This window comes from Paraferrimonas sedimenticola (assembly GCF_002282855.1).
Lineage (GTDB): Bacteria > Pseudomonadota > Gammaproteobacteria > Enterobacterales > Shewanellaceae > Paraferrimonas > Paraferrimonas sedimenticola.
In genome coordinates this window covers 1-13,488 of the sequence record NZ_NRIR01000007.1, presented here as the reverse complement: position 1 = coordinate 13,488, position 13,488 = coordinate 1, and the positions used below count along the sequence as shown (strand labels likewise).

At 51.7% G+C, this 13,488-nt stretch carries 12 protein-coding genes and 2 tRNA genes; 6 read left to right on the top strand and 8 right to left on the bottom strand.

The window, feature by feature from the left end; translation table 11 throughout:
* Positions 1–103 precede the first annotated feature (103 nt).
* Positions 104–622, top strand: a complete 519-nt coding sequence (locus CLC93_RS12575; protein ID WP_095506330.1) for an FxsA family protein — start codon at positions 104–106, stop codon at positions 620–622.
* Here CLC93_RS12575 and CLC93_RS12570 read toward each other — a convergent pair.
* Positions 619–1,944 (bottom strand): MATE family efflux transporter, encoded by a 1,326-nt coding sequence (locus CLC93_RS12570; protein ID WP_095506329.1) that lies wholly within the window; start codon positions 1,942–1,944, stop codon positions 619–621. The genes CLC93_RS12575 and CLC93_RS12570 overlap by 4 nt on opposite strands.
* A 195-nt stretch (positions 1,945–2,139) precedes the next feature.
* Here CLC93_RS12570 and CLC93_RS12565 point away from each other — a divergent pair, with 195 nt between their 5' ends.
* On the top strand, positions 2,140–2,430 hold the full coding sequence (locus CLC93_RS12565) for a co-chaperone GroES (protein WP_095506328.1): 291 nt from the start codon (positions 2,140–2,142) through the stop codon (positions 2,428–2,430).
* 32 nt (positions 2,431–2,462) lie between these two features.
* A complete protein-coding gene (groL, locus tag CLC93_RS12560; protein ID WP_095506327.1) occupies positions 2,463–4,115 on the top strand; it encodes a chaperonin GroEL in 1,653 nt (550 codons plus the stop codon).
* A 244-nt stretch (positions 4,116–4,359) separates the two neighbouring features.
* Here groL and CLC93_RS17745 read toward each other — a convergent pair whose 3' ends face one another.
* The 7 genes from CLC93_RS17745 to rsgA all read right to left on the bottom strand — a co-directional run bounded on the left by CLC93_RS17745 (position 4,360) and on the right by rsgA (position 12,564).
* Positions 4,360–4,533 (bottom strand): hypothetical protein, encoded by a 174-nt coding sequence (locus CLC93_RS17745; protein WP_169903008.1) that lies wholly within the window; start codon positions 4,531–4,533, stop codon positions 4,360–4,362.
* Between the two features lie 154 nt (positions 4,534–4,687).
* Positions 4,688–5,614, bottom strand: a complete 927-nt coding sequence (locus tag CLC93_RS12555) for a D-2-hydroxyacid dehydrogenase (protein WP_095506326.1) — start codon at positions 5,612–5,614, stop codon at positions 4,688–4,690.
* 75 nt (positions 5,615–5,689) lie between these two features.
* Positions 5,690–6,415: a glycerophosphodiester phosphodiesterase gene (locus CLC93_RS12550; protein ID WP_095506325.1), complete on the bottom strand. Its 726-nt coding sequence runs from the start codon at positions 6,413–6,415 to the stop codon at positions 5,690–5,692.
* 21 nt (positions 6,416–6,436) lie between these two features.
* Entirely contained in the window at positions 6,437–9,634 is a 3,198-nt protein-coding gene (locus CLC93_RS12545) for a mechanosensitive ion channel domain-containing protein (protein WP_141237397.1), read from the bottom strand.
* 112 nt (positions 9,635–9,746) lie between these two features.
* Positions 9,747–10,619, bottom strand: a complete 873-nt coding sequence (locus tag CLC93_RS12540) for a DMT family transporter (protein ID WP_095506323.1) — start codon at positions 10,617–10,619, stop codon at positions 9,747–9,749.
* Positions 10,597–11,505, bottom strand: a complete 909-nt coding sequence (gene asd, locus CLC93_RS12535) for an archaetidylserine decarboxylase (RefSeq protein ID WP_095506322.1) — start codon at positions 11,503–11,505, stop codon at positions 10,597–10,599. The genes CLC93_RS12540 and asd overlap by 23 nt, the downstream gene beginning before the upstream one ends.
* Positions 11,506–11,523: 18 nt before the next feature.
* A complete protein-coding gene (rsgA, locus tag CLC93_RS12530) occupies positions 11,524–12,564 on the bottom strand; it encodes a small ribosomal subunit biogenesis GTPase RsgA (RefSeq protein ID WP_095506321.1) in 1,041 nt (346 codons plus the stop codon).
* A gap of 91 nt (positions 12,565–12,655) precedes the next feature.
* Between rsgA and orn the strand changes: the two genes are divergently transcribed.
* From orn to CLC93_RS12515, 3 genes are all read left to right on the top strand, one after another.
* Positions 12,656–13,201 carry an oligoribonuclease gene (gene orn / locus CLC93_RS12525; protein WP_095506320.1) on the top strand — a complete coding sequence of 182 codons (546 nt, stop codon included), beginning with the start codon at positions 12,656–12,658 and terminating at the stop codon, positions 13,199–13,201.
* A 108-nt stretch (positions 13,202–13,309) separates the two neighbouring features.
* A tRNA-Gly gene (locus CLC93_RS12520) sits at positions 13,310–13,385 on the top strand.
* A gap of 27 nt (positions 13,386–13,412) precedes the next feature.
* A tRNA-Gly gene (locus CLC93_RS12515) sits at positions 13,413–13,488 on the top strand.

Sequence of the window (13,488 nt, the reverse complement as noted above, 5' to 3'; positions counted from 1 at the left end):
TGTCAGCCCAACGCAGCATTTGTCGTTCAATACCTTGAGCTAGGCTTGAAAAGCCGTTTGCTCGTCCTTATATCTCAGATATCAGCATCGATTCGAGGTAGCTATGTTTCCCGCTTTAGTTTTGGCCTTTATTTTTATTCCTATTATTGAAATTGCCGTCATCATTCAGGTCGGGAGCTTTCTCGGCGCGCTAACCACGATTGCCATCATGGTGATTACCGCCATCATAGGTGCTGCTTTGGTGCGAGAACAAGGCTTGCGCACACTGTTTAATTTGCAAAGCCGTATGGCGCAAGGAGAGCTTCCAGGCACTCAACTCGTTGAAGGGGTGTTGTTAGCGGTCACCGGTGTACTTTTGGTGACGCCGGGATTTGTTACCGATATCGCCGGTTTCTTGATTTTAGTTCCTGCGCTTCGACAAGCGCTAGCCAATCGACTGCTTACTCGAATGCAGGGACAAGTCAGCGCCTCTGTGCACGGTTTTGCTCGACAACCTAACGATTTCGGCCAGAACGGCGGTTTTGAGCAGCCCCGAGGCTTCGAGCAAAACAGTGGCTTTCAACAGCAAACGCCGAAATCCAATGGCGATACGTTTGAAGGCGAGTATCAGCGCAAGGACTAGCGCATTCGCCAAGCGAGAAATAGGCTAACCCCGCCAGCCAGCGCATTGGCCAGCGGTAACGCCAGCAACAGCCCTGCTACGCCGTACATCGATTGTCCTATGATCATCAGCGGAATCATGATCAGCAAAGTGCGGCTCAAGTTCAGCGTCAATGCCTGTAAGGGCTTGCGGTAGGCGTTTAACGCCTGAGCAAACAGGATCACCACCCCCAAAAATCCATAGGCTAAAGGCACCAGTTTTAGGTAAAAACTCAGCCAATGCACCACTTGTGGGTCATCGCTAAAGACGCGAGCGATTGGAGTGGCAAACAGCACCACAGGCAACACCACCAAAGCCTGAATCGCCAAGCAACCAAATAGACTTTGCATCAAAGCACTGTGGGCTCGCAGTTTTTGTCCTGCGCCCAAATTGGCGGCAATAAATGGCGCTAACGCTGTAGCGAGTCCATTGACACCAATTAGCAAGAAAGACTCGATGCGCACTGCCACGCCAAACGCGGCCACCGCACTCTCATCTAAACGTGCCAGTACCGCGATGATGCCAGTGTTCACCGCTGGCTGTAATAAGGCCGTTAGGCTCGACGGCTGAGCAATGGCAATGAATCGACGCCAGTCTAGGCACAGCTTGCGCCATGAGTTATTGCAGGGTTCAAGCCATTGAGCGTCTTTGCGCCAGTGGATAGCTGACCAAGCCAAGGCAGCCGCCCAACTGATTGTAGTGGCAATCGACGCGCCGGCGATACCCAGTTCAGGCGCCGGGCCGAGTCCAAAAATTAAGATAGGGTCAAGTATGGTGTTGATGGCAGCGGCGGCAAGCATGACTTTTGCCGGCGTTTTGGCATCGCCCAAGCACCTCAGGCCCTTGTTGCCCACCATGATTAACATCAGTAGCGGCACGCCCAGGTACCAATACATCATGTAGTCTCGAATCAGCGGCAGCACATCGCTAGAGGCTCCAAGAAAACCAAACAGCGGCGCAATGCTCCACAAACCAGCGACTGCGACCAATGAGCTTATCAGCCAAGTCATTAAAATCGCATTATCAAACAAACGTCGCGCTTGGGTTGTGTTTTGCTTGCCGATGGCGCGGCCGTAATGGGCGGATAATGCAGTACCAAGCCCTTTGGCTATCGCTCCTACGAAAAGCACCAGCACAAAGGTATAGCTGACAGCGGTAAGCGCCTGAGTCGAGATCCAACTGACAAATAAGGTGTCGATTAGCGCCGAACCGATAAGCGCCAGTAGCCCGACAATATTGGGCAAACTGGTGAGGGTGAGAGTTTTAATGATGGGGGCTTGAGTAAGGGCCCGAGTCTGTAGCATGTGGCGCTTAGTTCTTTCTATTTATACCAACATACTAACAGGCATGCCTTTCGCCCCGAGAAAAAATTAAAAAAAATTTGAATTAGCCCTTTAAACCGAATCGAGTGCCCCCATATTTAGAGACATGGGTCGGTTTCAAACCGGCTACACTATTATGTGATTGATTTTGCGTAAGCATCTAAAGGAGATTCTTAAATGAACATTCGTCCTCTTCATGACCGCGTTATTGTTAAGCGCACTGAAGTTGAATCAACCTCAGCGGGCGGCATCGTTTTGACCGGTTCGGCTGCGGAAAAGTCTACCCGTGGTGAAGTGGTTGCCGTCGGCAAGGGTCGCATTATGGAAAACGGCTCAGTTATGGCATTGGACGTTAAAGTTGGCGATACGGTTATCTTTAACGAAGGCTACGGCGTTAAATCTGAAAAGATTGACGGCGATGAGTACCTAATCATGTCTGAAGCCGACATCATGGCTGTTGTGGAATAAGTTGACGAAACGCTTTTAGAAGGAAAACGCAGATGGCTGCAAAAGAAGTAAAATTTGGTAATGACGCACGTGTAAAAATGCTAGCGGGCGTGAACGTTTTGGCAAACGCCGTTAAAACCACTCTTGGCCCTAAAGGCCGTAACGTGGTTCTGGACAAGAGCTTTGGCGCTCCTGTCATCACCAAAGACGGTGTGTCAGTTGCTAAAGAAATCGAACTAGAAGACAACTTTGAGAACATGGGCGCGCAAATGGTGAAAGAGGTTGCCTCTAAAGCCAACGACGCCGCCGGTGACGGTACTACAACCGCAACAGTTTTGGCACAAGCGATTGTGACCGAAGGCCTAAAAGCGGTAGCTGCGGGCATGAACCCAATGGACCTTAAGCGCGGTATCGACAAAGCCGTAACTGCTGCGGTGAGCGAGCTTAAGTCTCTGTCTCAACCATGCGATGACAGCAAAGCTATTGCTCAGGTAGGTACTATTTCTGCTAACTCTGACGAGTCAGTGGGTGAGATTATTGCCACCGCTATGGATCGCGTTGGCAAAGAAGGTGTAATCACAGTTGAAGAAGGCCAGGCGCTAGAAAACGAGCTAGACGTGGTTGAAGGTATGCAGTTTGACCGCGGTTACCTGTCTCCTTACTTCATCAACAACCAAGACAACGGCAGCGTTGAACTAGAAAACCCCTTCATCCTGTTGGTTGACAAGAAGATCTCTAACATCCGCGAGCTTCTGCCTATCCTTGAAGGTTTGGCGAAAACCGGTAAGCCGCTGTTCATCGTAGCTGAAGACGTTGAAGGCGAAGCCTTGGCCACCTTGGTGGTTAACAATATGCGCGGAATCGTAAAAGTAGCCGCAGTGAAAGCGCCTGGTTTTGGCGACCGTCGCAAAGCTATGCTGCAGGACATCGCGATTTTGACCGGTGGTGACGTTATCTCTGAAGAGATTGGTCTTGAGCTTGAGAAAGCGACCTTAGAGAACCTGGGTTCTGCTAAGCGCGTTATCATCACCAAAGACAACAGCACCATCATCGATGGCGTTGGCGAAGCGGCCAACATTGAAGGTCGTGTGACTCAGATTAAACAGCAGATTGCTGAAACTTCTTCTGATTATGACCGTGAGAAGCTGCAAGAGCGCATGGCCAAGCTAGCCGGCGGTGTTGCGGTTATCAAAGTCGGTGCTGCTACCGAAGTTGAAATGAAAGAGAAGAAAGACCGCGTTGAAGATGCGCTACACGCGACTCGCGCTGCGGTTGAAGAAGGTGTAGTTGCTGGTGGTGGTGTCGCTCTTGTTCGCGCAGCTGCCAAACTAGACGTTGAAACCATCAACGAAGACCAAGCCCACGGTGTGAAAATCGCCCTGCGTGCGATGGAAGCGCCACTGCGTCAAATCGCCACCAACGCCGGTGAAGAAGCCTCTGTGGTTGCTAACAGCGTTAAGCAAGGCACTGGTCACTACGGTTACAACGCGGGCAATGACACCTACGGTGACATGCTAGAAATGGGTATTTTGGATCCGACTAAAGTGACTCGCTCTGCCCTGCAGTTCGCCGCTTCTGTCGCTGGTCTTATGATCACCACCGAAGCCATGGTGACTGAAATCCCTGTTGAAGCACCTGCTGCAGGCCCAGACATGGGTGGCATGGGCGGTATGGGTGGCATGGGCGGTATGGGCGGCATGATGTAAGCTTGCTCAACGCCTTTGCGATTTCAGCAAAGTCCACAAAAAACCCGGAAGCCACAGGCTCCCGGGTTTTTTATTGTTTGATATTCGATTGCGCGCTTTGGCGGCGCAGTATTTGCTCGGCAACCGTCTGGATTCAAATGCCAATGGGGTATTGCCCTTGTGTCAGTGATGCTGACCACGGCGATTAGCGCCGACGGCTTGTCTCAAGCGAGTTTGGCGTCGGTTTCGCAGAGCAATTGAGGCCTTAGTGGCAAGGCGTCGGTAGCAGCTCGGCAGCGCAGCCTTCAATAAAATTAAGATCTAGTGATGGCGCTAAGGGCGCTTGTGATGGACTAGAGAACAAAGCGAAAGCCAATAGAGATAGCATGATCAAAGTACCTAGGCGGTAGGTCCACTTATGGAAATTATCTGAGTACATTCGATTATTGTCCTTCGGCGTGTTAACGCCTGGTCTGTTTTTTGTTTATGCGAACAAGATTAGACCGGAACAAATGAACCTAAGCTGAACGAGCGTTAAGGGAGCCTCAATTCAGCTTTCAAACTGTGAGACACCCTGCAGAAAGCCCTGTTTTTTAGTAGCCAAGCGCAAAGGATACGCGATTGCTCAATGGCTGTTCAGAGATAAATCTGTGATAGTTATCAACAAATTGCTGCACCACATCTTCGGTGGTACTCGGCGCCGCCACGTGCGGTGTCAGAATGGCGTTTTGGCACTTCCACAGTGGGTTATCCTCTGGCAGTGGCTCTTGCTTGAATACATCCAATATCGCATGGCTGGTGGGATTGAGTGATAAATGTAAAATCAAAGCCTGCTCGTCAACCAAATCACCGCGACCGACATTAACAAAGATGGCACCGGGTTTGAGTAGTTGCAGACGGTGTTTGTTGAACAAATTGACCGTTTCATCAGTGGATGGCAACACGCATACCACCAGGTCGGCACTGGGTAACACTGTATCCAATTGTTCAATCGACAGAGTGACGTCAAATGGCGCTTGCGCTCGGCCGGTTCGATTAACCCCGACCACTTCTACGCCGAACTGATGAGCGGTGTTGCACAGGTGCTGGCCGATGTCGCCGGTACCCAAGAGCACCAAGCGCTTACCACGCAACTGGTTGAGCGGCAGAGCCTGCCAATGACTGTTGCGCTGCAACTGCGAGTACTTAGTGTGGTGGCGATACAAAGCCAATACGTGCCCAAACACGTACTCACTCATCATAGGGCCAAACAAGTTCTTGATATTGGTGAGTTGGTAACCTGTGTGGCGTCTGTGGTTCATCAGAGCGTCAACGCCAGCGAAGGTTGACTGCATCCACACCAACTTGCTGGCGTGAGCCAGCAATGGCGCGGCTAATTTGGGTTCAGCCAACCAGATGTTTGCTTCGAAAACCGAATTGGGGCTGTCATCGAGCACTGTCAACTGTGGTAAGTCGTGCTTAGCCAGGGCGTCATAATAGGCTTGGTTATCGCGGGTTAATACCAGCAGTTTGTGGCTCATGGTGTCTCTTTAGCGGCAGCGCCGAGTTGGTTTCTTGTCTGTTTTCACTAGTGTAGTCAAAGGATTAGGATTCGGCTAATCTGCCCAGACTTGTTTCGCTGCGCTGACCTTAGAGCCAGTTTTTGCTCGGGCTCGGCATGGGAAATTGCTAAAAATGCCATCCACTTTCCACTGGCTCAACATTTCTATGTCTTCTTCCTCATCGACCGTGTAGACAAACACCTTTAGTCCGCGTTGATGCGCGTCTTCGACCAGTGCTTGATTGGTAAAGTCCACGTCGCAGTTGATTGAGTATGCGCCCAGCTGCTGAGCAAAAGCGGCCAAATCCACAGGCAGGCAAGCGGTGAGGGCCCCTAGCTTCAGGTCTGGCCTGAGCTGGCGACTTTGGGCCAATAGGTGATGATTAAATGAAGACAATAAGAATTGGTCGGTGCTAAAGCCATAGTGCTCGCAAGCGTAGTCAATCACTTGGTGGGCCAATTCAAGGGTGTCGTCCCCCTTAAGCTCGACATTGATGTCACAGCGCCCAGCCACTCGTTCTAGCACTTGTCGCAACGAGGGGATCTTCTCGCCCTCGCCGGCATCCAGGGCTTCGAGTTGTTGCAGCGAAGTACGAGTGATTTGTCCGGTGCCATTGGTACGTCGATGCAGCCAGCGGTCGTGAATCACCATTAAGCGATCGCCGCTGCGATAAACGTCCACTTCAATGGCACAAGCTTCGCTCTTTAAGGCCTGGTCCACGGCCTTTAACGTGTTTTCTGGGGCCAGTCCGCTGGCGCCGCGATGGGCAATGATTTTCATGGCTCTGCAACCACTTAGCTGTTAGGACTTGAGTATACTGCCACCGTCACCGAGGTTTGTCCCCCCTTTCCCGGACATGTGGATCTCAAGCTGCGGATAAGCCAAGTCCACGCCATTGTCCTTCAGGCGAGCGCTGATTTTCTTGTGCAAGTCGTGCTTCAGTGGCCAGCGAGCGGCCATCTCTTTGGCGTAAGCGCGCACTTCGTAATCTTGAGTGTGCTGGCCAAATCCAGCGAACCAAACCTCTGGCTCAGGTAAATCCAGCGCAAACTCTGATTCTTTCACCGATTGGTGCAGCAGCGCTTCTACCAAACTGGGGTCAGAATCTCGCGCCACGCTGACTTTGATGATGACTCGCGTGATTGGGTCTGATAGCGACCAGTTGATCAGCTGCTCGGTAATGAAGGCCTTGTTGGGCACAATGATTTCTTTGCGGTCCCAATCCATGATGGTGGTGGCCCGAATTTGAATCTTGGACACGGTGCCGGTCAGGTCGCGAATGGTGACCGTATCGCCAATCCGAACCGGTTTTTCCATGAGAATGATAAGACCTGAGATAAAGTTGGCGAAAATCTCTTGCAGACCAAAGCCTAAACCAACCGATAGTGCGGCGATTAACCATTGTAATTTGGACCACTCGACCCCGATTGAGCCAAAGGCGATGAACAGACCGAGCATAACCACTAGGTAGCGACTGACAGTGGCAATTGCAAAGCCTGTGCCCGGGGTGAGCTCGAGTCGTTGCAAGATCACCAGCTCTAACAAACCGGGTAGATTTGAGGCAATCACCCAGGCCACACCGACGATAATCACCGCCGCCAACACAGATTTAAGCGTAATGGGAACCGCTTGCTCAATGCCATTAACCTGACTGATGGTGTTCCACAGGGTCACCCCATCGAGCATCGACAGGAAGGCGGTTTGGGTTTGCGTCCAAAGGCCAACCAAACTTAACAGAAAGCCCAGAATAAACAGAGTTCGCATTAGTCCCAAGGACTGGGTCTGAATCGTGTCCAGGTCGAGCATCTGGTCATCGGCGTTTTCGGCTATTGCCTCGACAATGGGATCTTGGCTTGGCTCACTGGAGCTTTCACGCTGGGCTAACTGCTCGGCGCGGCGAGCCTTAGCGCGCTCAAACGCGATGCGTCGCTGCTCGATCAGCATCCAGCGCTTGACCATCATGTAGGCCAACTGGAAGGTCAACCCCAGCAGCACCGACAGCTGCAATTGGGTCAGCAATTGCGAAGCTGTGTAGAAATAGCCCTTAATTGCCAAACCCGCGCAAGCCAATGGGAATATCAGCAACACCAACCACAGGCCGCGCTCTAGCAACTGCTGGTTCTTGTCGGGGTTTTTTAGCATGCGATAACCGCGCAATAGGCGGTTGAGACGCAGGTAGAAATACCAAAGCACCAAGGCGAAAAGAATGAACACGCCACGGCCAATGCTGTTGCGAAACAGTGAGTTGTCCAGAAACTCACTAAAGCCCAGTAAGCCGACCAAGGGCAGGCTGATTAAACTGAAGCGAAAGAATAGCTTGAGCGCGTCGTTGACCATTTCGGGTTTACGGCGGAAGTGACCTATCAGTACACCGTGTGGATGGGCCAGCTGCACCGCTAGCCGGTACAAGAAAAACAGGCTGCCCACCGAAGCAATCCCCACCCCAACCGCGCGCACAAAAGTAACGTCACTGGCCAGGTAGATAAAGCCCGCCAAAATCACTGGAATGGCCAGCAAGGCAGCATAGCCAATAGAGGCTGCCAAAATGGTCAGGGTGTGGCTAAAGCCATCTTGGGTTACTTTACCAACGTACTGCACCTGTTCTTTCAGCAGGGTTTGGTAAGGTCGGCTGACAATGTCGTGCACCACCAAAAACAATACCAGCAGGATTAGCCACCAAGCCCAAAGATGGGACAGCTCTTCGTTGGCGTCGTACAAGCTTTGCCACTCGCTACTGCCCAGCATCCATATCAGCGAGTTGCCCAGATTACCCAGCCAAAAGCTGTTAATTGGCACCGCATTGGGCACCCAAAACAAGTGTTCGTTCAGCAGTCCCTCGATACTGGAGTATTGCTGAGACAATTGCTCGTATACCACCCGTAATCGAGTCAGTTCGGTCACATGCTCGCCAAACTGCTCCACTAACTCATCGAGCAACTGCAATTGGAACAACAAGAGTTGTTCGCGTTCGTTTTTTGGGGCGCGATCTTGTGGAAGCTGTCGTTGCAGTTGCCCTTGTTGCTGTTGGTATTGGAATTGATACAAGCGCGCATCGTTTAGCTTGGACTCCAGCTGACTGGCCGATGGTGGCGCTTTGAGCTGCCATAGATGCTGGAGTAAGTTGTCGCCATAGGCCGCGCTGATTTCCATCAATTGCAGCTGTTGGTTGAGCTGAGACAGTTGCAGCGACTGTTTTTGATACAAGACTTCAAGTTGTTGCTGCTCTAATTGCGCCGCGTCGGTGGCTTCCGCCAATTCTTGTAAGGCATTGGCCAAGGTCAAGTTTTGCTCGAGAATGGGGCGCAATAACGGGTTCTTGACCTGTTCGAGCTGACCTTGGGTTAGTTCCAGCGCGCGTTCGGCGTTGGTGCTGCGTGCCTGCTGGCTCATTAAATTGAGCTGCTCTAACAGATCGTCTTGAGTAATGATCTGGGCGCGTTTGTGCTCCAGTCGCAACTGTTTGAGGGTTTGCAGCGGTGAGGCCAATTCCTGTTCAGCTTCTAATACTTGCAAGGAATGACGCAAATAGGTTTCTCGTAGCCGTTGCAGGCGAGCCAGTTTGGCGTCTTGTGGTGCTTCGTCTTGACTTTCAATTTGCTGTGCAAGCGCTTGCTTGGCCTGTCGAATCAGGCTGGGAAGTTCGCGCTGACGCTGGCCGTATTGGCTGAGCTCCAAGGCCAGTTGGGCTTCGGCTTGCTTGAGTTGAGTTAAACGACGATGCGCGTTTTCCAATTGATTGGTTAGCGCTTGCTGATTGGGGTATAGGTGCTGTTTGGCTTGCTCAATTTGGTGCTGCAGGCCCTTTTCCCGCTCGGAGTAATTGCTGACTTGCTGGCGAAGTTCGGCTTCCCGTTGCTTGATTTGCTCTATGGCTAAGTTGAGCTCGGAAATTTGAGCGTCTACGTCTTTGGCGCTGGCGCTTAGGGCGCTGTTACCCAACCCCATGCGTTGTGGAGAGAAAGGATTGTTAGCGAGCGCTGCCGAGCTGACCAAAGTCATGCACAACACGCACAAAATGAAAATGAAACGATTAACCAATATTACGATGCTCAAAGCAAAAGAGCGCAGGCGCCCATTATCTGCCTAATATAGCAATTGTCCAGCAAGCCATTTATTTTCTGCGAGTTTTACGGGTCTTTTGAGTTTCGTACATGGCGGTGCTTACTACAAGTGCGCCGCCTAGCAGCGTAGTCACGCTTGGCACTTCGGCCAAAACTATCAGGGCGAGAGCGGTGGCGTACAAAGGCTGTAGGCAATTGATCAAGCCTACGGTTTTGGCGGGTAGTTGGGACAATGCGGCGTTGAACATGGAGTGTGGCAAAGCGGTAAATAGCAGGGCTAGCATGGCCAACAACCCCCAGTCGTCAAATGCCATCTCAAGATGCTGCTCGCCCACAAAAGGCGCCAATATTAGAACTGCCACCAGGCTTTGGTACATCATCGCCTGCTGGCCTGAGTACTGAGAAAAGTGCCTCTTGTAGAGCAGGTTGCGAACGCTAAACAAGGCCGCCGACAATACCCCAAGCAGTACGCCCTGAGTGATCTCATTGCTCAAATCAAAGTCCGGCATCATCAAGGCGATACCGCTGAACACTAAAATGGCTGCCAGTAAGTCCACCGGTGCCAGTTTGTTGCCTGTGAAGTAGGGTTCCATCAGCACCACCATCACCGGATAGCTGAAGAAGGCAATAACCCCAATGGCGACGGTGGACATTTGCATGGAGGCGAAATAGGTCACCCAGTGCAAACAGACTAGGGTGCCCAGCACAAACGCCCAGCCGTAATCCTTGGTAGCTTGCAGTCGAAGTTTTTGACCCGAGAGGCGAATGATCAAAGCGATGGCAATAGCCGCCATGGCGCAGCGCCAGAAGGTGATATCGAGTGCAGGTAGGGGGACTAGCTTAGAGAAAAGGGCGGTGCCGCCAAAAAGCAGCACCGCTGTGTGTAATTGGGTGAGGGGGCTATTGCTCAGTCTGCTCAGCATCTTGTTCGACATTTTGCTCAACATCGCCATTGGCAATGTGCGCAAACGGAGTCCCCATGACGGTTGGCGCTTGTGGCTCAACACCCTCAGCAAACGACTCAATGGCGTTTTCGCCAAACAACAAGACCACAGTGCTACCCAGCTTGAAGCGGCCCATTTCTTCGCCCTTGTCCAACACAATAGGCTCGGCGAGCTGGTCGTAATCCCAACTAAAGACCTGTTTACCCGCTGGTGGAGTGACGGTACCAGCCCATACAGTTTCGATGCTCGCCACAATGGTGGCACCTACGAGCACCATGGCCATAGGGCCAATTTCCGTGTCAAAAATCGCTACGACGCGCTCGTTGCGAGCGAACAGGCGCGGCACATTTTGCGCGGTTAGCGGGTTTACTGAAAACAAATCGCCCGGCACATAGGTCATCTTGCGCAGGGTGCCTTTAATTGGCATATGGATTCTGTGGTAGTCGCGCGGTGACAGATAGATGGTGGCGAACTGACCATTGTTATACACGTCGGAGTCACGGCTATCACCGCCAAGCAGTTCTTGGGCGGTAAAGTCATGACCTTTGGCCTGAAAAATTCGGCCAGACTCGATGGGACCACACTGGCTGACCGCGCCATCTACCGGGTGCGCTAGCACCTTGTCATCGGCCACAATCGGGCGAGCACCGTCTTTCAGAGCTCGAGTGAAAAAGTCGTTGAAGCTGGCGTACTTAGAGGTATCTGGCTCAGCCGCTTCGTCCATGTTGACCCGATACTTATCGGCAAACCAGTTGATGAAGGTTCGAGTCACAATGCCACGAGGCTTAGCCGCCAGCCAACCTACCAAGCGCGACAGGGCATGCTTAGGCATGACGTATTGTAGAAAGATGAAAAACTTGTCCAATGTATGTTTCCTAGCTGGCTAATCCAGCGGCTTTTGTTTGATATGACGCGAGTCCTTTTGCTCGGCCATGCTTTCTATAATGCGCAAATAGTTGAAGTAGCGCATTTCGTCGATGTCTCCATTTGCCAGCGCTTCGGTAATTGCGCAGCCCGGGTCATCATTATGTTTACAGTCGCGAAATTTACAAGTCCCTATTAAGTCTCGAAATTCTCGATAGCACCAAGTCACTCGCTCCGGATCCATGTGCCACAAGCCAAACTCGCGAACGCCCGGCGAGTCGATTAAGGCGCCGCCTTTGTCCAACTTGAGTAATTTAGCGGCTGTGGTGGTGTGCTGGCCCAATCCCGAGTTATCGGACACGGCACCTTCGAGCAACTCAGCCTGAGGTAAAAGCGCGTTTACTAACGAGGATTTGCCCACACCCGATTGCCCTACCAGAATGTTGACCTGGTCCGCCATGCACTCGCCAAGTTCAGCCACGCCCTCGGCAGATTTGGCACTGGCGAGGATCACTCGATAACCTAATTGGCGATAGATTTCCAAGGCCTGGTCGAGTTCGTCTCGAAGTTCATCAGTCATTAAGTCGGTTTTATTGAGCACAATACTGACTTCAATGCCTGTGTCTTCGGCGGCAATTAAGTAGCGGTCGATAATCTGACTAGAGAAGGCCGGCAGTGGACTGGACACCACAAAAATATGGTCAATATTCGCTGCTACCACTTTGACGCCGTCGTAATAGTCTGGGCGAGTCAGCATGCTACGGCGCGGATGAACCGCTTCAATCACACCACCGTCATCGGTTTTTGAAGCGCGAAACAACACCTGGTCACCACTGACTAACGAGTCCACGGTGCGGCGAATTTGCGCTTTGACCCTATGACCGTCTTGAGTTTCGACTTCGGCGTGCTGACCAAAGCGGCTAATCACAACAGCGTCTTGCTCAGGCCCTAAGCTGGCGTCGTCCACTAGGGGCGCATCTTCGCGGGCTTGCAGCTTTTTGGAGCGATTGGCTTTAATACGGCGTAGCTGGCCTTTGCTCAACTTCTTACGCTTGGTCACAAATGGGGCTCGTTGATGGCTTGTCTCAAAATCAAGGGCGTATCATACTACTTTCTGTTTCAAGTTACTAAGAAAGGGAGCGCCGTCGCACATGACGCAAGACGCGCAAAATCTGATTTGGGTGGATCTGGAAATGACCGGATTGGACCCAAAGGTGGACAAGATTATTGAAATCGCCACTTTGGTTACTGACAAAGACCTCACCTTAATTGCCGAGGGGCCTGTGTTGGCCATTCATCAAAGCGATGAGCAACTGGCATTGATGGACGAGTGGAATCAAAAGCACCATGGTCAATCGGGCTTGGTTGAGCGAGTAAAAGCCAGCGATATCGACGAAGAGAAAGCCATACGCCAAACCATCGACTTCTTGGAGCAATACGTGCCCAAAGGGCAGTCGCCCATGTGTGGCAACTCCATTGGCCAAGACCGACGCTTTCTAAATGCCTACATGCCGGAGCTGGAAGATTTTTTCCACTACCGCAACCTAGACGTGAGCTCAGTAAAAGAGATTACTCGCCGCTGGGCACCGCAAGTGCTTAAAAACTTTAAGAAGAAGAATACTCACCAGGCGCTGGATGATATTCGAGAGTCGGTGGAAGAGCTCAAATTCTATCGCGAGCATGTATTCAAAATTTGAGCAAACGATTTAAAATTCGCGATCGGGGGTTGCATGGTCACTAAAATTGCCTATAATGCGGCTCTCGCTAAGGGATGGCGACCGAGTCACCCATAGCAGTAAGTTGATGCGAGTATAGCTCAGCTGGTAGAGCGCGACCTTGCCAAGGTCGAGGTCACGAGTTCGAACCTCGTTACTCGCTCCAATCAACTTACCGGTAAAAATTAGAGATGCGAGTATAGCTCAGCTGGTAGAGCGCGACCTTGCCAAGGTCGAGGTCACGAGTTCGAACCTCGTTACTCGCTCCA